Here is a 23,903-nt window from a genome sequence, read left to right as displayed (position 1 = left end):
CTCGAGGCCGTTGGCCCGGCCGGCGGTCAGGTCCAGTTCGTTGGCGGCAGTCAGCTCCTCGCGGGCAGCGTCCAGTGCGGACGCAGCGCCTTGCAAGGCACGGTTTTTCTGCGCAGTGCTGGCCCTGCCGATCACTCGGGAGGCTTCGCGGGCAGCGCGACCCAGGCGGGTCATGTAGTCAAGAACGGACTCAGTCATGGTCTCAATGGTCTTGGCAGAGGGGAAAGCGGCCGATTATAGCGGTCCCGCCGTCTCACGCACAGCGGTGACAGGCGGATGGTCGAAATGGACGGCAAATAGTCTCTGTTCAGCCCCGATTAAGCACGAGTTGCTATGATCTGTAACTTTTCTGCCATCTTATGACCCCGCTGACGATGCCAACGATGCTCCCTGACGCCTTTTTCGACCGCGACGCCCAGCTTGTCGCGCGCGAACTGCTGGGCAAAGTCATCCGCCATCGGGTCAACGACCTGTGGCTGAGCGCCCGGATTATCGAAACCGAAGCGTATTACTGCGCCGAAAAAGGCAGCCATGCCTCACTCGGCTACACAGAAAAACGTAAGGCTTTGTTTCTGGATGGCGGGCACATCTACATGTATTACGCCCGCGGCGGCGACTCGCTGAACTTCAGCGCCCAGGGCCGCGGCAACGCCGTGCTGATCAAATCGGCCTACCCGTGGGTCGACGCGCTGTCTGGCCCGGACAGCCTGGCGCAGATGCAACTCAATAATCCTGACGCACAGGGCCAGCCGCGCCCGGCGCAAAAGCTGTGCGCCGGGCAAACCCTGCTGTGCAAAGCATTGGGCCTGAAAGTGCGCGAATGGGATGCCAAACGTTTCGACCGCGAACGATTGTGGGTTGATGACGTCATAGAGCGACCGTCACGCATCCTGCAGACCACCCGCCTGGGCATCCCGCACGGTCGTGACGAACATTTGCTGTACCGATTTGTCGACGCCGACTACGCGGCGTACTGCACCCGCAACCCGCTGCGCCGTGGCCAGGTTGAGGGACAGGACTACCTCGTTTTAGAAAACACCACCCTCTTGTAGGAGCGAGCTTGCCTCGCGATCTTTTTTTAAAGATCAAAAGATCGCGAGGCAAGCTCGCTCCTACAGATAACAAAATCTCTACATGCACGGAATAAGGAAGTTTGAACATGGGCCCATGGCTCGATAGCGTTACCAGTTGGCTCACCACCAACCCGCAATGGCTGGGCCTGGCCGTTTTTATCGTGGCGTGCGTGGAATGCCTGGCCATTGCCGGGATCATCGTGCCCGGCACGGTGCTGTTGTTTGCAATCGCAGTGCTGGCCGGTAGCGGTGCCCTGTCGCTGGGCCAGACTCTGCTGCTGGGCTTCCTCGGCGGTTTGCTGGGTGACATGTTGTCTTACGCGCTGGGCAGACGTTTCCATCAAAATATCCGGCGCTTGCCTTTGCTGCGCACCCACCCGGAATGGATGACCGGCGCCGAAAACTACTTTCAGCGCTACGGCATCGTCAGCCTGATCGTTGGCCGCTTCATCGGCCCGCTGCGGCCCATGCTGCCGATGGTGGCCGGGATGTGCGACATGCCGTTGCCGCGCTTCATTCTGGTCAGTTTGCTGGCCGGCGCTGGCTGGTCGGTCGCTTACCTGCTGCCGGGCTGGGCGACCGGGGCGGCAATCCGCTTGCCGCTGCCTGAAAACTTCTGGCCACAAGCTGCCATCGTCGCAGTCAGCATCGCCGCCCTGCTGGGCCTGAGCATCCACGCCAACGTCCGCCGCCAACCCAAAGCTACGCTACTGATCGGCACCCTGAGCCTGGCGCTGCTGGTGGCGGTGTTCTTTGGCTACACGCACATGGCCGCGTTCGATCAGGGCATCAGCGCCCTGGTGCAAGAACATCGCAGCAGCACCATGGACATGCTGGCCGTGCTGGTGACGCAGATCGGTAACTTCCGCACGCAACTGCTGGCCGCCGCTCTGGTGTGTGCGCTGCTGTTCTTCAACAAACAATGGCGCGCCTTGATCTTCTTTGGCGGGGTTACGCTGTTTACTGCCATTGCCAACACCGCCACCAAGCACTTCTTCGCGCGCATGCGCCCTGACGTGCTTCTTGACCCGCTGACCAGCTACAGCATGCCCAGCGGCCACAGCTCTGGCTCGTTTGCGTTCTTTTTGGCATTGGCGATTCTGGCGGGCCGTGAAAAACCGCAACGCATGCGCATTACTTGCGTGCTGATCGGCTGTTTGCTGGCCATGACCGTGGCCATGTCACGGATTTACCTGGGCGCTCATTGGCCCACTGACATCATGGCGGGCGCGTTCCTGGCCATCACCGTCAACGCCTTCGCCCTGGCTTTGACCCAGCGCTACATGGTGCTTACGCCGGTGCCGGTGAAAGTCTGGTGGATGATCTTGCCGTCGTGCGCAGCGCTGTATGGCTTTTTCATGCTCAGCCATTTGTCCAAGGAACTGCTGCGCTACGCCTATTAAGTTAAGGGGCCTGTAGGAGCGAGCTTGCCTCGCGATCTTTTGATCCGGAAAGGACACCGCTCAGTTAAGCATCTCGCCCTGCATCTCTTCGAGCAGGGCCTGGATCCCGTCGAGGCGCTGCTGCGGGTCGTCCACTTGCAGCAGGTCGACCTTGTCTTCTTCGGCAAAGGGCAGCAGGTAGGCCAACTGATTGGCCAATGATTGTTGCCCGGTGACTTCGGTGTTCATGTTCAACGCGGCGACCATCGGGTGTTCAGCCAGGGCTTTGAGCAAGGCCAGCAGGTCCTGGTCCTCTTCCTGCAACGGTTGTTCCGGGATCTCGTCCAGCCAGTGCACGTCGGCCACCAGCAGGTTGTCACGCTGCAGCTCGGTGTTCAGCACCTCAAAACGCCGGCCACCCTCGACACGGATCCCCAGCAGGCCGTTATCCTGCTTCTGGAAATCACTCACCCGCGCTTCACAACCAATCCCGGCGATATCGGGCTCGATGTCGCCGGTTTCGCTGCCCTCCAGAATGCACACCACGCCAAAACCGCTGCCTTGCTTCATGCAGCGGGCAATCATGTCCAGGTAACGGGCTTCAAACACCTGTAGATCCAGCACGCAGCCCGGGAAAAGGACGGTGTTCAAGGGGAACAATGGCAGCTTCATACAACCCTCCTTACACCACGAGGGTCACGGCCAGCGGCAGAAAGACCGCCGTGCCTACGCCCATTAGACTCATTGCCAACGCCGCAAAAGCACCCGCCTCTTCGCCTTCGTGCAACGCCACTGAAGTGCCCACCGCATGGGCCGTCATGCCCAGCGCCATGCCACGGGCTTCAGGGCTGTGCACCTTGAGCAGGTTCAACAGGGGCGGGCCGAAAATAGCCCCGATCACCCCGGTAATCAACACAAACACCGCCGCCAGCGCCGCCACACCGCCAATCTGTTCGGCTACCAGCATGGCAATCGGCGAGGTCACGGATTTAGGCGCCAGGGTCATCAGCACCATGTGCTCGGCGCCAAACCACCACGCCAACAGCACCACCAACCCGGTTGCAAACACACCGCCTATGACCAGCGTAGTAAAAATAGGCCAGAACAGCTCGCGGATTCGCCGCAGGTTCAGGAACAGCGGCACCGCCAGCGCGACCGTGGCCGGGCCCAGCAAGATGGTGAGGATGTCGGTGCTTTTACGGTATTCGTCATAAGTCAGCCCGCAACTGACCAGCACCCCGATCACCAGCAGCATGCTGGCCAGCACCGGTTGCAGAAAGATCCAGCGGGTTTTCTCGTAGCCGGCGAGGACCAGTTGATAAGCCCCCAGGGTGATGCCGATGCCAAACAACGGGTGATGGATCACCGACTGCCAGGCACTTTGCCATTCAACACTCATGGTCGCTCCTCACGGCTGGCGTGAGGTTTGAGCAAGCGCTGCATCAGCACGCCGACGAACGCCATGGAGATCAACAGCGACAGCACCAGCGCCCCGGCGATGGCCCAAAAATCAGCAGCAATATCGGCGGCATAAACCATCACGCCCACCGCAGGCGGCACCAGCAGCAAGGGCAAGTAACGCAAAAGACCTTTGGCCGCTTCGTTCAGAGGCTCGCTGACCTGGCCACACACCAGCAAATACACCAGTAACAGCAACAGGCCGATAATCGGGCCGGGCAGTACCGGAATGAACAAGTGGTTGAGGGCGGTGCCCAGCAATTGAAACAGCACCAGCCACGTCAGGCCGCGTAACAACATGTCATCTCTCCAGCGATCTTTTTCGCGCAGCATTATAAGCACGTCCCGACACCGCTCACCGAAGCGGATCACTTTCTGCTACCAGCTGTACTGAAAAACACAATATCTGCGCATGTTTCATCTGCCCCTATAGACAGCTTTTTTTGCTTCGGCATACTCGGCAGCCTAACTATCCGGATCCCGCTATGCGCCCACTTGCCCCCCTTGCTTTGACCCTGCTACTGACGGCCTGCGGCGATGGCGAATCGCTATTGCCGCCTGACGCACGCCTGCCCGATGGCGGCCGTTACCGGGGCGAAGTGGTCAATGGGTTGCTGCAAGGCCAGGGCCGTATCGACTATCCAAACGGCAGTTGGTACGCAGGCCAGTTCAAAAATGGCCAATGGCACGGCCAGGGCGAGTGGCACGGCAGCAACGGCGAGGTCTATATCGGCCATTTCGAGCAGGGCCTGTTCAATGGCCAAGGCAGCCTGACCACCCACAACAGCAGTTATGTGGGGGGCTTCAAGAACGGCCGTCGCGAAGGCGAAGGCACGCTCAAAGAAGGCAGCATGAGCTATCGCGGCGAGTTCCATGATGACGAGTTTTCCGGGCTCGGCCATCTGGAACTGGACGACGGCAGCCAATACGAGGGGCAATTTGCCAACGGCAAGCCCAACGGCGAAGGCAAGCGCAGCGACTCAACCGGCAATGAATTCAGCGGGCACTTCGTCAACGGTCAGCTCGAAGGCAACGGTACGTTCAACAGCGCTGACGGCGACCAGTACGCCGGCGGGTTCAAAAATAACCAGTTAAACGGCAAAGGCCGCTATGAAAACGCCGACGGCGACGTCTGGATCGGTGACTTCAAAGACGGCGCGCTGACCGGCAAAGGCGAACTGATCGGCGTCGATGGCAGCCACTATCGCGGCCAGTTCAGCGAGTGGCGCTTCAATGGCCCCGGCCATTTGAGCATGACCGATGGCAGCACCTACATCGGCGACTTTGCCGCCGACACCTATCAGGGCAACGGCACGCTGACCGCCAGTGACGGCACGGTCGAAAGCGGTTTCTGGATCAATGGCCAGCGGGTTCGCGATGCCCAGGGCGGCCTGCTGCCAGATACCCTGGAACTGGGCCTGCTCAACCAGGGCCAATTGCTGAACCAGGCACTGCAAGCGGTCCCGGCCTCAACACCGGCCATTGAGCTGTACAGCCTGGTGGTCGCGGGCGACGGCAAACAAAGCGTTTTCATGCGCGAAGCCGACTACGTGACGGACATGCTCGCCAGCCGTTTCGGCAGCCGCGGCCACATCACCCTGGTCAACCATCGTGACCATCTGATGGACCGCCCCATGGCCACCCGTGAAAACCTGCACCGCGCGGCCAAAACCCTGGCCGAGCGCACCGGGCCGGAAGATCTGGTGTTTATCTACCTGACCAGCCACGGCACCCAGGACCATGAACTGGTATTCGATCAGCCGCGTCTGGAGCTGGCAGACCTGCCCGCCGATGAACTCGCCGCAGCGCTGGAGCCGTTGAAAAACCGCGACAAGGTCATTGTGATTTCATCGTGCTATTCGGGGGGCTTTATCCCCGCGCTTAAAGATGAAAGAACCCTGATCATGACCGCCTCGCGCACCGACCGCGTGTCATTTGGCTGCTCCGAAGAAGCCGACTTCACTTACTTCGGCAACGCTTTGTTTGCCCAGGCGCTGAACCAGACCGATGACCTGCAAAAAGCCTTCAAACTGGCTAAAGAGGCCATTGCTGAACGTGAGCAAACTGACGGCTACGAGGCGTCCGAGCCGCAAATGTGGGCGCCAAAAGGCGTGCTGAATCACTGGCAACGCCTGCGCCAGCAACAAGCCAAACGCGCTTTGCAATAAATCAGTTGAACAGCAAGCCCTCAAAGAAGGACTAAGCTGAATGTATCAAGGGAGAACTCGCATGTACTTGACGCCTCAGCACATTCTGCTCGCAGGAGCCACCGGCCTGACCGGCGAGCTTCTGCTCGACCGCCTGCTCAACGAACCTACCATCAAGCGCGTACTGGCCCCCTCGCGCAAACCATTGGCGGCTCACCCGCATCTGGAAAACCCCGTGGGTGACCCGGCCGTATTCTTGCCGCAACTGAGCGGCCCGGTAGAGGTGGCCTTCTGCTGCCTGGGCACCACCATCAAACAGGCTGGCTCAGAAGAAGCATTCCGCGCCGTGGATCACGACATGGTCGTGGCCTTTGCCAAACGCGCCCTGGAAATGGGGGCAAAACACCTGATCGTCATCAGCGCGATCGGTGCCGATCCAAAATCCTCAGTTTTCTACAACCGGGTCAAAGGTGAGATGGAGCAATCGTTGCGCGCTCAAAATTGGCCGCAATTGACCATCGCCCGCCCGTCATTACTGATTGGCGAGCGCCAGGAAGAACGCCCCGTAGAAAAAGTTGCCGGCACGCTGTCCAAGCTGATTCCGGGCAAGTACCACGGCATCGAAGCCTGTGAACTGGCTCGAGCGTTATGGCGACTGGCGCTGGAAGAGCAAAAAGGTGTGCGGGTGGTTGAATCGGATGAGTTGCGCAAGCTGGGTAAATAACCGCTGTGCGCATCACCATGAGGTTGGCATAGCGGATTTGCCAGCCTCATACCTGTTTCTATCGTGTTCAACTAACCTTGCGTCGACCTTTTTCAATATTGGTCTCAATGCAGTTTCTAACCAAACGGCTATTATCAAACCAGTCAACATTAATAATATTGCTTTTCATCTGATAGGGACTGCTGGCTGCATACCAACTGTCAAGTTCCCCCGCTAAATTGGTAGGCCCTATAACACTGTATCCAGTCGCCGACATGGACCATAAACCATGAGAAGGCGGTGATTCCATCACCCGATCAATAAAGCGACCGAGATCATCAGCAGACACCAGATTTTGACCTATCCATTGATGCCCTATTTTTGGCCATGCCCAGTCCTTGGCATTGAACTCTGAAGTGGCTGCAATAATAATTTTTCGCCCTGGGTAACTTTTCGACAGTTGAGCCAGTGTCAAATTCAACGCCGAGTAGGGTAATAACTTGTCCTTGAAGCGATTTTGAATATAAGCCGCTAACTCTTCATAGGGCACAGGTACCGAATGAGCCGGACTGATCTCATGGAAGTCGACAATAATGAATTCTTCAGGGTTGCGCTCAAGAAACGCCTCAATGGCCATCAAGGTTTCATGCAAATGACGCCCGGAGTTAATATCATGCCTATGCGCATACTTTTCTCCATGCCATCCCAATGTCCCCGCATAGTAGGCCAAGCGAATATCCAGCACACGAATGCCATTATCCATCTGATAACGAAACGAATCGTACTGACACGTTCGCCACATATCGGAAATACGCGCTTTTCTATCCATTCCGCTATTGTGCGCCCCCGGAAAACTCAACTCTTTCAAGGTCAAATTTTTAATAGACTCAAAACTATCCGCCATCCAACTGCTTAACTTTATATCGCCCAATGCAACTGTCACATTCATATCCTTATCAGTAAGTGCTCCTCATCCTGAGAAACAGCAAAAGTACCGACGCACTGACTGTGTACCGGCTTGCCAATTAAACGTTAGCCCATGATAAAAAAAAGACCCGCTATATATATTAAAAAATATATCGGTTATAGCCGCGCAAAAAACAATATATTAAAGCCCGCCCGTTGCACTCACCCCAACGCCTAAAACGGTCAGCACCGACAACGGTAGCAACACTGTGTCCAGCACAGCACTAGCCGGCAAATCCAGCCCCGGATAGCGCGGTGCTTGTGCGCCAAAGCGATCCTGCGCACAGCACCCGCCTTGCAGTGCATACCAGTCCAGCCGCGTACCGGAATAGACAATCGGCGCCCCCGGCTTGGCAGCGTCCAGCGTACGAACGCTGGCGCAGCCGCCGATCTGGATCAGCACCCATAGGGCCAGCAGAGCCTTAGTCATTACTGCCCAGATGATGCTCGCCCCAACGCGGGAGCATGTCTTGCGGAATATTAAGCAGATTCAGAATGCGCGCGACCATGAAGTCCACCAGGTCATCAATGGTCTGCGGCTGGTGATAGAAGCCTGGGGATGCGGGCAAAATCACGGCCCCCATGTTCGACAGCTTGAGCATGTTTTCCAGGTGGATACTGGAATACGGCGCCTCACGCGGCACCAGAATCAATTGGCGACGCTCTTTAAGTGTCACGTCCGCAGCCCGCTCAATCAGGTTGTTGCAAGCGCCTGTGGCAATCGCTGACAACGTGCCCGTCGAACACGGCACCACCACCATGGCCGCCGGTGCTCCAGACCCGGACGCCACTGGCGACATCCAGTCTTCCTTGCCGTAAACGCGAATCTGCCCTGCGGCAGCGCCCGTGTATTCGGTCAGAAAGGTCTGCATGGCTTGTGGCTTGGGTGGCAAGTTAACGTCCGTTTCAGTCGCCATCACCAATTGCGCGGCCTTGGAGATCAAAAAATGCACCTCGCGATCTTCGCGCACCAGGCAGTCGAGCAGCCGCAACGCGTAGGGCATGCCCGACGCGCCGGTCACGGCCAGGGTAATGCGTTCCGGGCCGCTCATTGCAGCGCTTCCGCCAGCTTGCCATGCAGGCCGCCGAAGCCGCCGTTGCTCATGATCACCACGTGGGTGCCCGGCTTGGCCTGGGCTTTCACATCGGCAATGATCGCTTCCAGCGAATCACACACCCGCGTCGGCACCGAGCTTGAAGCCACGGTTGCGGCCAGGTCCCAACCGAGGTTAGGCGGCGCGTACCAGACCACGTGATCGGCCTGGGTCACGCTGCCGGGCAAGCCGTCACGGTGGGCACCGAGCTTCATGGAGTTGGAGCGCGGCTCAATCACGGCGATCAACGGCGCATCGCCGATGCGTTTACGCAGGCCGTCCAGCGTGGTGGCAATCGCCGTCGGGTGGTGCGCAAAGTCGTCATAAATAGTGATGCCCTGCACCTCAGCGACTTTTTCCATACGGCGCTTCACGCTTTTAAAGGCGCTCAAACCGTCGATCGCCAAACTCGGTACCACGCCCACATGGCGCGCGGCGGCCAGGGTTGCCAGGGCGTTGGCGACGTTGTGCTGGCCGGTCATGTCCCATTCAACGATGCCTTGGGCAACGCCTTCAAACAGCACCTCAAAGCGCGAGCCGTCTTCGCTCAGCAATTTGGCTTGCCATTGACCGCCTTCGCCGGTGGTTTGCACCGGCGTCCAGCAGCCCATCTCGATCACTCGCTGCAAGGCAGGCTCGGTGGTCGGATGAATCACCAGGCCTTCACCGGGGATGGTGCGCACCAAGTGGTGGAATTGACGCTCAATCGCTGGCAAGTCCGGGAAGATGTCAGCGTGATCGAACTCAAGGTTATTGAGGATCGCGGTGCGCGGGCGGTAGTGAACAAATTTTGAGCGCTTGTCGAAGAATGCGCTGTCGTATTCATCGGCCTCCACCACGAAAAACGGCGTATCGCCCAGACGGGCCGACACGGCAAAGTTCTGCGGCACCCCGCCGATCAAGAAGCCCGGCGCCATGCCCGCGTGCTCAAGCACCCAGGCCAGCATGCTGCTGGTGGTGGTTTTGCCGTGCGTACCGGCAACGGCCAGTACCCAGCGCCCTTGCAGCACGTGATCGGCCAGCCATTGTGGGCCAGACACATACGGCAGGCCTTTATTGAGTACGTACTCAACCGCCGGGTTGCCCCGTGACAGCGCGTTGCCGATAACCACCAGATCCGGCGCCGGATCGAGCTGTTGCGGGTCGTAGCCTTGAGTCAATTCAATGCCTTGAGCTTGCAGCTGGGTGCTCATCGGCGGATAGACGTTAGCGTCGGAACCGGTAACGTGATGGCCCAGTTCTTTGGCTAATACCGCCAGCGAACCCATGAAAGTGCCGCAAATACCAAGAATATGAATGTGCATAGTCGACCTCGTAAATCATCGGCGAAGGGTAGCGTAGGGGGCTGTTTTTCGCACCTGATGATTCTCGTTGAGGGCTAAACACGACGCGCAACCTTGTAGCCGCTGTCGAGGCACGAAGGCTGCGATGGGTTGCACAGCAGCCCCAAACGGCGGTCCTGCGGCCCGCATCGCAGCCTCGTGCCTCGACAGCGACTACAGGTTTCTCTCTATCCCATGCCGGCGCAGCTTTCTATAGAGCGTATTGCGGCTGACACCCAACTGCGCGGCGGTTTGGGTCATGTGCCAGCGCTGTTGTTCCAGCGCGGCCAGTAAGGCGAGTTTTTCGGCGTCTTCCAGCGGGTTGTCAGAGCAAGGTGGCAGCGGTTTAAGCGGCACCTGACGAATCGCCACGGGCAAGTCGCCAAACTCGATAACCTCGCCTTCACACAATGCCGCCAAGGTGCGCAGCACATTGCGCAGTTGGCGCACGTTGCCCGGCCATTGAAAGTGCAGCAACGCCTGACGCGCCGTCGGGCTAATCGTCAGCCGCTGCCCGCCCGCTTCCTGGGCCAGCAAAAAGTCCAGTAACTGCGATTTGTCGGTGCGCTCGCGCAACGCCGGCAAGGCTACTTCCAGGCCATTGAGACGGTAGTACAAGTCTTCGCGAAAGCTGCCGTCGGCCACACGCTCCAGCAAGTTGCGGTGGGTCGCGCTGACAATGCGCACGTCTACCGTCTGCGGCTCGCCGCCAATTGGCACCACCACGCGGTCTTCCAGCACCCTTAACAGACGGGTTTGCAGCACCAGCGGCATGTCGCCAATTTCGTCCAGAAACAGCGTTCCGCCATCGGCTTGCTGCAATTTGCCCTGCATGCCTTCTTTGCGCGCCCCGGTAAAACTGCCACCGCGATAACCAAACAGCTCGCTTTCGATCAAGCTCTCGGGGATCGACGCGCAGTTCAGCGCCACAAATGGCTTGCTGGCCCGCAGGCTGGCCTGGTGCACAGCCTTGGCAAAGGCCTCTTTGCCTGAGCCGGTTTCGCCGTTGATCAACAACGGCACGTCACGCTCAAACACCCGCAGCGCCCGACGAAAATCACTTTGCAGGGCTTCATCGCCCAGGCAGATCCCGCCCGACGGCACCCGCACCGGCTCAGGCACTGGCGCCACCAACACCGGTATTGCGCGAGGCTGGCCACGCAGGGCGGCAAACAAGAGGCGACCATCGCGGCTGCGCAGCGGCCAACTGGCCGTGGCCTGCACACTGGCGCGGGCGAACAGTTCATCCGCGCTGCAATCGAAAATGCTGTCCACCGCTTGCCCGAGCAAACCGCTGCGGGTCTGCCCCAACAAATTCAGGCCACTTTGATTGACGCCACAGATCACGCCATCGCCGTCAAACGCCAGCATGCCTTCACTGAACAGGCCCACCGATTCGGCCTGTAAATGAAAGCGCAGCAACCACTGGTGTTCGTATTGGCGCAGGAAGTAACTGCTTTCGATGGTCTTGGCCGAGAGGTTCACCAGCGCCATGGTGTGGAACTGGCTCTGGCGCGAGGCTTCATGACGCGCCGAAGACACGTCCAGCACGGCCAGCAGTTCACCATGAGGGTCAAATACCGGGCTGGCCGAACACGTCAGGCCGGTATGACGACCACGAAAATGCTCGTCCTGATAAATGCTCAGGGCCTGGCGCTCTACCAGGCAGGTGCCGATGCCGTTGGTGCCTTCACGGGCTTCACTCCAGTCGGCCCCCAGCCACAAACCTGCATGCTCGAAGACTTTGCGCTCCGTGGGCGCGGTGATGCAGTTGAGGATGACCCCGCGGGCATCGGTCAACAGCACCGCATGGCCAGCGCCCGATAACTGCTGATGCAGGCTGTTCATTTCGTGCCCGGCGATTTGCAGCACCTGCTGCAGACGCTCGCGGCCCTCAAGGATGCGGCTGTGTTCCAGCACCGTCGGGGCGATGTTTTGCGCGGGATCGAGGTGGTAGTCCTCCAGGCAACGCTGCCAGGAGCGAATGATAGAAGGGTCACACCCTTGGGGGCGGCCCTGAATGACATTGATGACTTGTCGGGCGTGCCGATTTAAATCGGTACTGTGCATTTTTATTGTTCTCCGCTCTGTCACGACGACCCCACCGCGCAAAAAAACCAGCCTTGTGCGACGCATGGGACTCAGTCCAAACCGAACAGCCAGCATCCTCTTGCGCTCGATGCATTGCAATCTCGAACTGACCCATCGGTCACTTGTTGTGCCATTTTTGACACAACCTGTCACTCACGCTGTACCAGCCTTGTCACACTCGCCCTGCTTCAGCCCACCGCTAAAAACCGGCAAGCCCCGGTTTACAAGGGCTTGCGCTATTTGGCCCAGCCTTTGCTCCGGTATGGGGCAGCGCCACAGCGCGTCCTCCCATAAGCACAATAAAGCCAAGGAGACACTCCATGCGTTACGCACAACCCGGTACTGAAGGCTCGGTCATCGCATTCAAAGGCCGCTACGGTAACTACATCGGCGGCGAATTCGTGGCACCGGTCAAAGGCCAGTACTTCACCAACACCTCGCCGGTCAACGGCAAGGCCATCGCTGAATTCCCCCGCTCCACTGCCGAAGACATCGAAAAAGCCCTGGATGCCGCCCACGCCGCAGCCGATGCCTGGGGCGCGACTTCCGTGCAGGCGCGCTCGCTGGTGCTGCTGAAAATCGCTGACCGCATTGAGCAAAACCTCGAACTGCTGGCCGTGACTGAAACTTGGGACAACGGCAAAGCCGTGCGTGAAACCCTGAACGCCGACGTGCCGCTGGCTGCCGACCACTTCCGCTACTACGCCGGGTGCATTCGTGCACAAGAAGGCAGCGCGGCAGAAATTGATGGCAACACCGTGGCTTATCACATCCACGAGCCGCTGGGCGTGGTCGGGCAGATCATTCCGTGGAACTTCCCGCTGCTGATGGCAGCCTGGAAACTCGCCCCGGCATTGGCCGCCGGTAACTGCATCGTGCTCAAACCGGCCGAGCAAACCCCGCTGAGCATCACCGTGCTAATGGAACTGATCGGCGACCTGCTGCCACCGGGCGTGCTTAACGTGGTGCAAGGTTTCGGCAAGGAAGCGGGCGAAGCGCTGGCCACCAGCAAACGCATCGCCAAAATCGCCTTCACCGGCTCGACGCCGGTGGGTTCGCACATCATGAAATGCGCGGCAGAGAACATCATTCCGTCGACCGTCGAGCTGGGCGGCAAATCGCCGAACATCTTCTTCGCCGACATCATGCAGGCCGAGTCGACCTTTATTGAAAAGGCCGCCGAAGGTTTGGTGCTGGCGTTCTTCAACCAGGGCGAAGTATGTACCTGCCCGTCTCGCGCACTGATTCAAGAGTCGATCTACGACGACTTCATGAAAGTGGTGATGAAGAAAGTCGAATCGATCAAACGTGGCGACCCGCTGGACACCGACACCATGGTCGGCGCCCAGGCGTCCGAACAGCAATTCGACAAGATCCTGTCCTACCTTGAAATCGCCAAGGCCGAAGGCGCCGAGCTGCTGACCGGCGGCCAGGTGGCCAAGCTCGAAGGCGATCTGTCGACCGGTTACTACATCCAGCCGACCCTGCTCAAGGGCACCAACAAAATGCGCGTGTTCCAGGAAGAAATCTTTGGCCCGGTGGTCAGCATCACCACCTTCAAGGATGAAGCCGAAGCACTGGCAATTGCCAACGACACCGAGTTCGGTCTGGGCGCCGGCTTGTGGACCCGCGACATCAACCGCGCCTACCGCGTGGGCCGCGCGATCAAAGCGGGCCGCGTGTGGACCAACTGCTACCACCTGTACCCGGCGCATGCCGCGTTCGGTGGCTACAAAAAGTCCGGTGTTGGCCGTGAAACCCACAAAATGATGCTCGACCATTATCAGCAGACCAAAAACCTGCTGGTGAGCTACGACATCAACCCGCTGGGCTTCTTCTAACCGCCCTACCACTTTGTGGGAGCGGGCTTGCTCGCGATACAGACGGCTCTGTCTATCAGACTGATACGAGTCGCTTCCATCGCGAGCAAGCCCGCTCCCACAGAGGTACCTGACGCTCTAAAACGGGCCTGTGGCCCGGCTCTTGCTTTGTTCCCTGTCAAATTTTCCAAACTATAAAAGAACAGGTGATCTGAAATGCCTAGCGAACCCAATGCGACTCCCGCAGCAAACTCCTCTGTCGATTTTGAAAAAGTCGGCTCCGAATACTTTCAACAACGTGAACTGAAAAAAGGCGCTGCCGGCTGGGTCCTGCTGGTGGGCCTGGGCGTGGCGTACGTGATCTCCGGCGACTACGCCGGGTGGAACTTCGGCCTGGCTCAAGGCGGCTGGGGCGGGATGTTTATCGCCACCCTGCTGATGGCCACCATGTACTTGTGCATGTGCTTCTCGCTGGCCGAACTGTCATCGATGATCCCCACCGCAGGCGGCGGCTACGGCTTTGCCCGCAGTGCTTTCGGGCCGTGGGGCGGGTTTCTGACCGGCACCGCCATCCTCATTGAATACGCCATCGCCCCCGCCGCCATTGCGGTGTTTATCGGGGCGTATTGCGAGTCGCTGTTCGGCATCGGCGGCTGGATGATTTACCTGGCCTTCTACATCATTTTTATCGGCATCCACATCTTCGGCGTCGGCGAAGCGCTCAAGCTGATGTTCATCATCACCGCCGTGGCCGCCATCGCCCTGGGCGTGTTTCTGGTCGCGATGGTGCCGCACTTCAGTGTCGCCAACCTGCTGGACATCCCCGTCACCCAAGCCAAAGGCGCCAGTTCGTTCCTGCCGTTTGGTTATGTCGGCGTGTGGGCGGCCATCCCCTATGCGATCTGGTTTTTCCTCGCGGTCGAAGGCGTGCCGCTGGCCGCCGAAGAAACCAAAAACCCCAAGCGCGACCTGCCCCGCGGCCTGATTGGCGCCATGTTGGTACTCGCGACCTTTGCCCTGTTGATCCTGTTCATCGGCCCGGGCGGCGCTGGCGCCCACCACTTGATGACCTCGGGCAACCCACTGGTTGAGGCACTGAGCAAAGCCTATGGCGGCTCAACCTGGATGGGCAGCTTCGTCAACCTGGTCGGTCTGGCCGGTTTGATCGCCAGCTTCTTCTCGATCATTTACGCCTACTCGCGTCAGATCTTCGCCCTGTCCCGTGCAGGCTACTTGCCACGCAAGCTGTCTGAAACCAACAAGAGCAAAGCCCCGGTATTGGCGCTGATCATCCCCGGCATTATCGGCTTTGGCCTGTCCCTGACCGGTCAGGGTGACTTGCTGATTCTGGTGGCGGTGTTTGGCGCGACCATCTCGTACGTGCTGATGATGGCTGCGCACATCACCCTGCGCATTCGTCGCCCCAAAATGGAGCGTCCTTATCGCACCCCGGGCGGTATTGTCACTTCAGGCACCGCTTTGGTGCTGGCCTGCGTGGCCGTGGTCGCCGGGTTTCTGGTGGATCCGCGCGTAGTGATTGGCGCTGCGGTGATCTATGGCGTATTAATTGCCTACTTTGCTTTTTACAGTCGACACCATTTGGTCGCCGGTACGCCGGAAGAGGAATTCGCAGCCATCCAACAGGCTGAGCAATCCTTGCACTAGTCGCTGAGAAACCCGCCAGGCGCACCGCGTCTGGCGTTAAGGAGCACCTTGTATGGCAACTTTTTCTCACGCGGTGGGGACACAGACCTACCGTTTTGACAGTCTCAAAGACGTCATGGCCAAAGCCAGCCCGGCCCGTTCCGGGGACTTTCTGGCCGGTGTTGCCGCGACCAATGATGGCGAACGCGTCGCAGCGCAAATGGCATTGGCTGACATCCCGCTCTCGTACTTCCTGCAAGAAGTGCTGATCCCTTACGAGTCGGACGAAGTCACCCGGCTGATTATCGACAGCCATGATCGACAGGCTTTTGCCACGGTCAGCCATTTGACCGTGGGCGGCTTTCGTGACTGGCTGCTCAGTGACGCCGCCGACGAACACACGCTGCGCGCATTGGCCCCCGGGCTCACCCCGGAAATGGTCGCGGCCGTGTCGAAGATCATGCGCGTGCAGGATTTGATTCTGGTGGCGCAGAAGATCCGCGTCGTCACCCGGTTTCGCGGCACCATGGGCTTGCGCGGACGCTTGTCGACCCGACTGCAACCCAACCACCCTACCGACGACCCGGCCGGTATTGCCGCGAGCATTCTCGACGGCCTGCTGTACGGCAATGGCGACGCGATGATCGGCATCAACCCGGCCACCGACAGCATCGCCTCAATCTGCGACCTGCTGAACATGCTCGACGCGATCATCCAGCGCTATGACATCCCGACCCAGTCCTGCGTGCTGACCCACGTCACCACCTCCATTGAGGCGATCAACCGTGGCGTGCCGCTGGACCTGGTGTTTCAGTCGATTGCCGGGACAGAAGCGGCCAACGCCAGCTTCGGGATTAATCTGAATGTGCTGCAAGAAGGTTACGAAGCAGGTTTGAGCCTCAATCGCGGCACGTTGGGCAACAACTTGATGTATTTCGAGACCGGGCAAGGCAGCGCGCTGTCGGCCAACGCGCATTTCGGCGTTGACCAGCAAACCTGCGAAACCCGCGCCTACGCCGTGGCCCGGCACTTCAAGCCGTTCTTGGTCAACACCGTGGTCGGTTTTATCGGCCCCGAATACTTGTACAACGGCAAACAGATCATCCGCGCCGGGCTCGAAGACCACTTTTGCGGCAAGTTGCTCGGCGTGCCGATGGGCTGTGATATTTGCTACACCAACCACGCCGAAGCCGATCAGGACGACATGGACAACCTGCTAACGCTGCTGGGCGTGGCCGGGATCAACTTCATCATGGGCATTCCGGGATCGGACGACATCATGCTCAACTATCAGACCACGTCCTTTCATGACGCACTCTACGCCCGAAAAACCTTGGGATTAAAGCCTGCGCCCGAGTTTGAACACTGGTTGAGCCAGATCGGAATTTTCACCCAGAACGATGGCCGGATTGAATTTGGTCATCAATTGCCGCCTGCGTTCCGCCAGGCGCTGGCCCATTTGGGAGGGCGCTGAGCATGGCCACCGACACCCTTAACCCGTGGCTCGAACTGCGCCGCCTGACCCCGGCACGTATTGCCCTTGGGCGCACCGGCACGAGCATGCCGACCCAGGCGCAACTGGACTTTCAATTTGCTCACGCCCAGGCGCGGGACGCGGTGCATTTGCCGTTTGATCATGCCGGGCTGAGCAGCCAATTCGCTGAACTGGGGCGTGACAGCCTGCTGGTGCACAGCGCCGCCAGTGATCGCCACAGCTACCTGCAACGGCCTGATCTGGGGCGCAAACTCAACGACGTCTCGGCGCAACAGTTGCGCGACTATGCGCAGGCCAACACGGGCGGCTTCGACGTTGTGGTGGTGGTAGCCGACGGGCTGTCCGCGTTGGCGGTTCATCGTCACACCGTGCCTTTTTTAACGCGCATGCAAGAGCACTTCAGCACTGAAGGCTGGAGCCTGTCGCCGGTGGTGCTGGTTGAGCAAGGCCGGGTCGCCGTCGCCGACGAGATTGGCGAACTGCTGGGCGCCAAGATGGTGGTGATGCTGATTGGGGAACGCCCGGGCCTCAGCTCGCCGGACAGCCTCGGGCTGTACTTCACCTACGGGCCGAAGGTGGGTTTGACCGACGCGTATCGCAACTGCATCTCCAACGTCAGGCTCGAAGGCTTGAGTTACGGCATGGCCGCTCATCGGCTGGCGTACCTGATGCGCGAGGCCTGTCGGCGGCAGTTGTCGGGCGTCAACTTGAAAGACGAAGCCCAGGTACAGACCCTGGACGTGGCCGCGCCCAACGAAAACTTCCTGCTAAAAGACGCGTAATCACGCGCAAACCCCTCTGTAGGAGCGAGCTTGCCTCGCGATCTTTTGATCTTTAAAAAACAAAAGATCGCGAGGCAAGCTCGCTCCTACACGTTTGGTCAAGCACAACTAATACATGCTTCGCTACAAACTCAGGCAGCACAATTTGTCTCAATCCGTATAATCCCCCGGAACCAGAATGTACGAAAAAACTACATTCGTTGTAGTTAACTACCTACTCCCCCGCACAGACCTGCTGAGCCGGGTCATCAAGACAGGTGCCTTACATGGATTTCAACCCTATCGACATTATCCTGCACCTCGATGTGTACCTGGACATGCTGGTAAGAAACTACGGTGTATGGATTTACGCCATCCTGTTTCTGGTGATCTTTTGTGAAACCGGGCTGGTGGTCATGCCATTTTTGCCGGGTGATTCGTTGCTATTTATCGCCGGCGCCGTTGCCGCGGGCGGTGGCATGGACCCGGTATTGCTGGGCGCACTGTTAATGCTGGCGGCGATTCTGGGTGACAGTACCAACTACGTCATCGGACGAACGGCCGGGGAACGCTTATTCAGTAACCCCGACTCGAAGATCTTCCGTCGCGACTACCTGCAAAAAACCCACGATTTCTATGAGCGTCATGGCGGCAAAACCGTGACCATGGCGCGCTTCCTGCCGATCTTCCGCACCTTCGCGCCGTTCGTGGCCGGTGTGGCCCGCATGTTCTACCCGCGCTTCTTCATGTTCAGCGTGTTCGGCACCATCTTGTGGGTCGGCGGCCTGGTCACCCTGGGCTACTTCTTCGGTAACGTACCGTTCATCAAAACCAACCTGTCGCTGCTGGTGGTGGGCATCATCGTGCTGTCGTTGGTACCAATGATTATTGGTGTAGTACGCAGCCGTTTCGGACGCAGCCCTTCCAAAGCCTGATCGGAGAACGGCAATGTGGTCGCTGAGTGAATGGAGACGCCAGCGGATTCTGGCGCAGCACCCGGTGGCGGAGGACGTCTGGCATGACGTGCGCCAACACCTGAGTATTCTTGACGGACTGGACGACGCGCAGGACAAATGGCTGCGCGAAAGCAGCGTGTTGTTCCTCAAGCAAAAACACCTGACGCCCATGCCCGGCGTCGAGCTGACCGAAGAAGGCGAGCTGCTGCTCGCCGCTCAGGCGCAACTGCCGTTGCTCAACCTGGGCGATCTGGACTGGTACCAGGGCTTTCATGAAATCGTCCTGTACCCCGATGACTTCGTCAGCCCCCAGCGCCACCGCGATTCCAGTGGCGTAGAACATGTGTGGGAAGGCCATCACAGCGGTGAAGCCTGGCAGCACGGCGCGGTGATTCTGGCCTGGCCGGGCGTACTGGCCAGTGGTCACTGGGAAGGTTACAACCTGGTCATTCACGAGCTGGCGCACAAGCTGGACATGCTCAACGGCGCCGCCAACGGCATGCCGCCGCTGCACAGCAACATGCAAGTGACTGACTGGACGAAGGACATGCAGCAAGCCTTCGACCACCTCAACCACTATCTGGACCACCACAACCCGGACCACGCGCCCATAGACCCGTACGCCGCTCAAAACCCGGCCGAATTTTTTGCCGTCACCAGCGAGTACTTCTTTAGCGCACCCGACCTGCTGCACCATGTCTATCCGCTGGTGTATAAGCAGCTAAGCCTGTTTTACCGGCAAGACACCCTGGCCCGGTTACGCAGGCTACAGAGTGAACACCCGGATTACCGTGCACATCACTGATACCGCCAGACGTGACGTGGTTGCAGGAATACGCCTATAATCGCCGCCACTTTTTGGCCACATCGGCCAAGTAAACTGGCCTACACACGGGGGCACCGCCCAATGAGCTACAGCAAGATTCCGGCTGGCAAAGACCTGCCGAATGACATCTACGTCGCCATCGAGATTCCGGCTAACCACGCGCCGATCAAATATGAAATCGACAAAGACAGCGATTGCCTGTTCGTTGACCGCTTCATGGCGACCCCGATGTTCTACCCGGCCAACTACGGCTTCATCCCGAACACCCTGGCTGACGACGGTGACCCCCTCGACGTGCTGGTTGTGACCCCTTACCCGGTTGCTCCAGGTTCGGTTATCCGCGCGCGTCCAGTCGGCATTCTGCACATGACCGACGACGGCGGCGGCGATGCCAAAGTAGTAGCTGTGCCTCACGACAAGCTGTCCCAGCTGTACGTTGACGTGAAAGAGTACACCGACCTGCCGCCGCTGCTGATCCAGCAGATCCAGCACTTCTTCGAGAACTACAAAGACCTCGAAAAAGGCAAGTGGGTAAAAATTGAAGGTTGGGGCGACGCAGAAGCTGCCCGCGCCGAGATCACCAAATCGGTTGCTGCCTACAAAGGCTAAGTGCACACCGGCAGGCGTTTTCAGCCCGCCCGACGCACTCAAAAAACCCCGGCTTGCCGGGGTTTTTTATTGCCTTCTAAACACCCGCAACACAGCCCGTTCATCGGTTTTGCACGAGAACCGACATACTGTAAGAAATCTCCTTTTAGCTCAGAGAAATGTCTCTTTTTCACCGTTTTTTTTGAACGTTTAGTTTATTTAAACAGTGCTGTCTTCTCCGTAAACTCCGCATTCATGAATACATCCGGTGATCGCCTCAGAACCCTCCTGCGGGAGTGTCATTTATCCGCTTCGGACTTCGCCGCCAATCGCCGCGTTACGCCGCAGCACGTCAACAACTGGTTCAAGCGTGGTATACCCATGGCCCGACTGGACGAAATCGCCGAACTGTTGTGCGTTAACAGCCGTTGGCTGCGCACGGGTGAAGGCACCAAACATCCGGGAGCCCCCAGTATTAGTCCTACGGCACGCAACACCGCGCCCAAACAACCCGTCAGCCCTCACCCCTACACCGTCTCAACCACCCCCCATGACATCGACGTCCCGTTCTACAGCGAAGTGTTAAATGCCAGCGGCTCAAGCCAAACCCATGTGGCCCAGATCATGGACTGTCAAATCCGCCTGAGCGCGGCCATCCTGCAGGCCATGGACGTCGGCCACGACCAGGCCATCTGCGCGCCCATGCTCGGCAACAGCATGGCGCCACGTATAGAAGACGGCTCCACCCTGGCCATCGACAGCAGCCTGACCCACATCGTGGACGGCGAAATCTACGCCATTGAGCATGACGGCATGCTGCGCATCAAATATGTCTACCGCCAGCCCAGCAATGGTTTACGCCTACGCAGCCACAACCACGAAGAATTCCCGGACGAACTCTACGGTGCGGCGCAGATACAAGAACAACGCATACGCATATTGGGCTGGGTATTCTGGTGGTCCACCCTCAATAAACGCCGCCCGCCAGTCCCGTGCAAACTGGCGGAATAGAGCCTTGGCGCGCGAACCAGCGAAGCCACAAGAGGAATTTGTGCTGGGAAATGTAACCGATTCCCAGTATGCTTCGCCCCACTCGCGCAACCCCTTGCTCAGGCAGGCCGGATTGCAGGGGCCGCCGCAAAAAGCGGCCATGCCCCACACCAGCCCAACGCGCTGGTCGCCCCGATTTGAAGGCGAGTACGGTTTGCCAAAAACAAACCAAACCCGCCCCCGAGAAGCCGGCCACAAGCCGGCTTTTTAATGTCTGAAATAAAAAGCTGTTACGGCCAAAAACTGAACTGCCGCCCCGTCTTCGACGCCGCGCTGTCGCGCAGCAAACAGGCCGCCAAGTATCTTCAGCATCCCCCAATCGGTTCCCTCTCCTTCGGGAGAGGGCTAGGGTGAGGGTTGCTCTTGATTTGAGTACATATCCATTGGCACCAGCCCCTCCACCACAATAAGCATCCAAGCACGCCATCCCCTACATGTCGCCATCAGCGACACGACAACAAAACATGTCGCCAAAAGCTAAAAATTGCGACACGTCCCCCTCATCCCCACATCCAAAACCTTCCCTAATCCCCCCCCACTCATTACCCTGCACGCAGCCCCCCACTTGATTCAGCCGGAATTGATTTGATGGAAAGTACACACCCGACCGTTGCCAAGGAGCGTTTGCTGGAGAGTGCCCGGCGGTTGTTTTGCCGTGAGGGCATTCATGCCACGGGCGTTTCTCGTCTGCTCAGTGAGGCCAAGGTCGCGCGGCGTACGTTGTATGAGAGTTATGGCTCGAAGGAGAATCTGCTGCGCGCGGTGTTCGATCGCGAGGCGGCGATGTGGTTTGGCTGGTTTGATCATTCGCTGCCGCAGCACACGGATGATCCGGAACAGCGTCTGATTTTTCTGTTTGATCTGCTGGAGGCGTGGTTCGCCAGCGGGCGCTTTTTCGGCTGCCTGTTCACCAATGCGGTGGCGGAGCACGATAAGTCTTCGAGTTGGGTACGGGACTTGGCCCAGGAGCATTTTGATCGGGTGCATGCCCGCATCGAGGCGCTGGCCGTGGCCTCTGGCCTGCGTGATCCGGCGTGGGTGGCGCAGCAGGTGGCGCTGTTGATCGACGGTGCGATCGCCACCGCGATGGTCACGCGTAATGCGCAGAGTGCACAGGTGGCGCGCTCGATTTTGTTGATCCTGCTGCGCGAGGCGAAAGCCGTCTAGGCCGAGCCTCTCGGCATCACTTATTCCATACAGAACTAAGCTAAGGCTAAAAAATTAGTTCTGCTTATATTGCAGATCTCACATACTTCGCACGCCTGCCGAGAACGATCGGTCTACCTGTTTTGGGATGCGTGTGATGCGAGATTTTTTCCAGCGGTTGTTCTCCACTTCTGACGCCCGAGCGACGTCCGCACTCCAGCCCAATCTGAGCCGCCGCTCGTTCATGTGCGCCTGTGGCTGCGGCATGCTGGCCTTGAGCAGTGTGGGCACCGCGCTGCTGGCCGCCGCCAGTAAGGTCGAAGCCGCCACCGGCGGGCCGCTGTTGCGCGTCGGGCACATGCCCGCGGGCTGTGTCTCGCATTTGCTGCTGGCGAAATTGCGCGGTGACTTTGCAGCGGCAGGCATTCAGGTCGAATTGACCCAGTTCAACAGCCCGAGCGATGCGTTGCAGGCGTTGCTGGCCGGGCGTCTGGACGTGATGCACGGCCCCTGGACCATGACCGCAGCCGCCTATGCCAAAGGCACGCAAGACCTGCGCATCATCGGCGGCTCCGGGCAAGGCGGGATCGAGCTGGTGGCACGCAACGGCTCGGTGGCCAGCCTTGACGAATTTATTGCCGCTGCAGGCAGCGGCTTGCGCGTCGGCACGCTGCGTCTGGACACCCTGGAACTGGTGGGTTACGGCTCGATGGCGCGCCACGGCAAGTCCTATAACGATTACCAAATGACCTTTTTCCCAAGCATGGCCGGCATGGGCGAGGCCATCGCCAACGGCCGTCTGGACGTCTGCACCCTGGCCCAGCCGTATGCGCAAAACGTGGTCAGCACCACCGGCGCGCGCTATTTGAGCGACTCCAATGCGGTGTGGGGCCCGGAAGCCGCCGACTGCGTGATCACCACCCAAGTGCGGACCAGCGAAGAACAAGGGCCGCTGCTCACGCGTTATCTGGAGCTGCTGCAAGCCTCGGCGAATGCGATGAAAGCCGATTTCGACGGCGCCGTGCAGCAGTTGCAGCCGGTGTACGGGGTGTCCAATGACGTGCTCAAAGTGGCCCTGGCGCGCCAGTCGCCCAACCCGGTCATCAGCCCGGTGGGCGTGGCGGGCCTTAAGCGCGGCGCGGGGTATCTGGTCGAGCTGGGCTACTTCACCGATAACCCGATCGACGCGGTCCTCGACCTTCGCCATCAACCGGCCGCTCAGGTGACGGGATGAGCGAAAGCATTCTGACCCTCAACCCGCCGGTCGAGGCGCGGCGCCCGTCGCGGTATCTGCACGCGCTGCGTGACACCCTGTGGTTTGTGCTGGCCTGGGCGCTGTTGATCGGTGCGTGGGAGTTGGCCGTGCAGGTCGGCTGGCTGG

General features: G+C 59.1%; 22 protein-coding genes and 1 pseudogene. 14 read left to right on the top strand and 9 right to left on the bottom strand.

Annotated features, from left to right (window positions below; all coding sequences use genetic code 11):
- Nucleotides 1-198 (bottom strand): annotated as a pseudogene (locus GHO25_RS22265) (gamma-glutamyl-phosphate reductase); the annotation flags it as partial.
- Nucleotides 199-359: 161 nt separating this feature from the next.
- On the opposite strand from GHO25_RS22265, the gene GHO25_RS22260 reads away from it, so the two are divergent.
- Together GHO25_RS22260 and GHO25_RS22255 are read left to right on the top strand one after the other, a co-directional pair.
- Nucleotides 360-1,052, top strand: a complete 693-nt coding sequence (locus tag GHO25_RS22260; protein ID WP_153392445.1) for a DNA-3-methyladenine glycosylase — start codon at nt 360-362, stop codon at nt 1,050-1,052.
- 107 nt (nt 1,053-1,159) lie between these two features.
- Nucleotides 1,160-2,476 carry a bifunctional DedA family/phosphatase PAP2 family protein gene (locus GHO25_RS22255; protein ID WP_153336381.1) on the top strand — a complete coding sequence of 439 codons (1,317 nt, stop codon included), beginning with the start codon at nt 1,160-1,162 and terminating at the stop codon, nt 2,474-2,476.
- A gap of 60 nt (nt 2,477-2,536) precedes the next feature.
- On the opposite strand, the gene GHO25_RS22250 is transcribed toward GHO25_RS22255, so the two are convergent.
- The 3 genes from GHO25_RS22250 to GHO25_RS22240 are packed head-to-tail and all read right to left on the bottom strand — an operon-like array spanning nt 2,537 to nt 4,213.
- On the bottom strand, nt 2,537-3,127 hold the full coding sequence (locus GHO25_RS22250) for an LON peptidase substrate-binding domain-containing protein (RefSeq protein ID WP_153328197.1): 591 nt from the start codon (nt 3,125-3,127) through the stop codon (nt 2,537-2,539).
- A 10-nt stretch (nt 3,128-3,137) separates the two neighbouring features.
- Nucleotides 3,138-3,854, bottom strand: a complete 717-nt coding sequence (locus GHO25_RS22245; RefSeq protein WP_153392443.1) for an LrgB family protein — start codon at nt 3,852-3,854, stop codon at nt 3,138-3,140.
- A complete protein-coding gene (locus GHO25_RS22240) occupies nt 3,851-4,213 on the bottom strand; it encodes a CidA/LrgA family protein (protein ID WP_123751704.1) in 363 nt (120 codons plus the stop codon). Before GHO25_RS22240 ends, GHO25_RS22245 begins: the two co-directional genes overlap by 4 nt.
- Nucleotides 4,214-4,398: 185 nt before the next feature.
- On the opposite strand from GHO25_RS22240, the gene GHO25_RS22235 reads away from it, so the two are divergent.
- Together GHO25_RS22235 and GHO25_RS22230 are read left to right on the top strand one after the other, a co-directional pair.
- A complete protein-coding gene (locus GHO25_RS22235; RefSeq protein WP_153392441.1) occupies nt 4,399-6,081 on the top strand; it encodes a C13 family peptidase in 1,683 nt (560 codons plus the stop codon).
- 61 nt (nt 6,082-6,142) lie between these two features.
- The gene (locus tag GHO25_RS22230) at nt 6,143-6,784 is read left to right on the top strand and encodes an oxidoreductase (RefSeq protein ID WP_153392439.1); all 642 of its coding nucleotides are present in this window, start codon (nt 6,143-6,145) and stop codon (nt 6,782-6,784) included.
- 67 nt (nt 6,785-6,851) lie between these two features.
- On the opposite strand, the gene GHO25_RS22225 is transcribed toward GHO25_RS22230, so the two are convergent.
- The 5 genes from GHO25_RS22225 to GHO25_RS22205 form a co-directional block, all read right to left on the bottom strand.
- On the bottom strand, nt 6,852-7,706 hold the full coding sequence (locus tag GHO25_RS22225) for a hypothetical protein (RefSeq protein ID WP_153392437.1): 855 nt from the start codon (nt 7,704-7,706) through the stop codon (nt 6,852-6,854).
- A gap of 165 nt (nt 7,707-7,871) precedes the next feature.
- Complete coding sequence (locus GHO25_RS22220; protein WP_153392434.1) at nt 7,872-8,159, bottom strand: YceK/YidQ family lipoprotein; 288 nt, start codon at nt 8,157-8,159, stop codon at nt 7,872-7,874.
- Entirely contained in the window at nt 8,152-8,781 is a 630-nt protein-coding gene (ubiX, locus tag GHO25_RS22215; protein ID WP_048367666.1) for a flavin prenyltransferase UbiX, read from the bottom strand. The genes GHO25_RS22220 and ubiX overlap by 8 nt, the downstream gene beginning before the upstream one ends.
- Nucleotides 8,778-10,127, bottom strand: a complete 1,350-nt coding sequence (gene mpl, locus GHO25_RS22210; RefSeq protein ID WP_048367668.1) for a UDP-N-acetylmuramate:L-alanyl-gamma-D-glutamyl-meso-diaminopimelate ligase — start codon at nt 10,125-10,127, stop codon at nt 8,778-8,780. The genes ubiX and mpl overlap by 4 nt, the downstream gene beginning before the upstream one ends.
- A gap of 192 nt (nt 10,128-10,319) precedes the next feature.
- Nucleotides 10,320-12,215: a sigma-54-dependent Fis family transcriptional regulator gene (locus tag GHO25_RS22205; RefSeq protein ID WP_153392432.1), complete on the bottom strand. Its 1,896-nt coding sequence runs from the start codon at nt 12,213-12,215 to the stop codon at nt 10,320-10,322.
- A 341-nt stretch (nt 12,216-12,556) separates the two neighbouring features.
- Here GHO25_RS22205 and GHO25_RS22200 point away from each other — a divergent pair, with 341 nt between their 5' ends.
- The 10 genes from GHO25_RS22200 to GHO25_RS22155 all read left to right on the top strand — a co-directional run bounded on the left by GHO25_RS22200 (nt 12,557) and on the right by GHO25_RS22155 (nt 23,756).
- Nucleotides 12,557-14,077, top strand: a complete 1,521-nt coding sequence (locus GHO25_RS22200; protein ID WP_153392430.1) for an aldehyde dehydrogenase family protein — start codon at nt 12,557-12,559, stop codon at nt 14,075-14,077.
- A 195-nt stretch (nt 14,078-14,272) separates the two neighbouring features.
- Nucleotides 14,273-15,721 (top strand): ethanolamine permease, encoded by a 1,449-nt coding sequence (gene eat / locus GHO25_RS22195; protein WP_153392428.1) that lies wholly within the window; start codon nt 14,273-14,275, stop codon nt 15,719-15,721.
- A gap of 52 nt (nt 15,722-15,773) precedes the next feature.
- A complete protein-coding gene (locus GHO25_RS22190; protein ID WP_153392426.1) occupies nt 15,774-17,174 on the top strand; it encodes an ethanolamine ammonia-lyase subunit EutB in 1,401 nt (466 codons plus the stop codon).
- 2 nt (nt 17,175-17,176) lie between these two features.
- Nucleotides 17,177-17,977, top strand: a complete 801-nt coding sequence (eutC, locus tag GHO25_RS22185; RefSeq protein WP_153392424.1) for an ethanolamine ammonia-lyase subunit EutC — start codon at nt 17,177-17,179, stop codon at nt 17,975-17,977.
- A 266-nt stretch (nt 17,978-18,243) separates the two neighbouring features.
- Nucleotides 18,244-18,891, top strand: a complete 648-nt coding sequence (locus tag GHO25_RS22180; RefSeq protein WP_048367677.1) for a DedA family protein — start codon at nt 18,244-18,246, stop codon at nt 18,889-18,891.
- 13 nt (nt 18,892-18,904) lie between these two features.
- Nucleotides 18,905-19,717: a zinc-dependent peptidase gene (locus tag GHO25_RS22175; protein WP_153392422.1), complete on the top strand. Its 813-nt coding sequence runs from the start codon at nt 18,905-18,907 to the stop codon at nt 19,715-19,717.
- A gap of 102 nt (nt 19,718-19,819) precedes the next feature.
- On the top strand, nt 19,820-20,347 hold the full coding sequence (gene ppa / locus GHO25_RS22170) for an inorganic diphosphatase (RefSeq protein ID WP_016779241.1): 528 nt from the start codon (nt 19,820-19,822) through the stop codon (nt 20,345-20,347).
- Between the two features lie 234 nt (nt 20,348-20,581).
- Nucleotides 20,582-21,337 (top strand): helix-turn-helix transcriptional regulator, encoded by a 756-nt coding sequence (locus tag GHO25_RS22165; protein WP_153328181.1) that lies wholly within the window; start codon nt 20,582-20,584, stop codon nt 21,335-21,337.
- Nucleotides 21,338-21,964: 627 nt separating this feature from the next.
- A complete protein-coding gene (locus GHO25_RS22160; RefSeq protein ID WP_153392420.1) occupies nt 21,965-22,543 on the top strand; it encodes a TetR/AcrR family transcriptional regulator in 579 nt (192 codons plus the stop codon).
- A 136-nt stretch (nt 22,544-22,679) separates the two neighbouring features.
- Nucleotides 22,680-23,756 carry an ABC transporter substrate-binding protein gene (locus GHO25_RS22155; RefSeq protein WP_178110186.1) on the top strand — a complete coding sequence of 359 codons (1,077 nt, stop codon included), beginning with the start codon at nt 22,680-22,682 and terminating at the stop codon, nt 23,754-23,756.
- The last annotated feature ends 147 nt before the right edge of the window (nt 23,757-23,903 follow it).

Source organism: Pseudomonas sp. FSL R10-1350 (genome assembly GCF_009600525.1).
Lineage (GTDB): Bacteria > Pseudomonadota > Gammaproteobacteria > Pseudomonadales > Pseudomonadaceae > Aquipseudomonas > Aquipseudomonas helleri.
The sequence above is the reverse complement of the archived record's forward strand: the minus strand, read 5'-3'. Positions and strand labels throughout refer to the sequence as shown.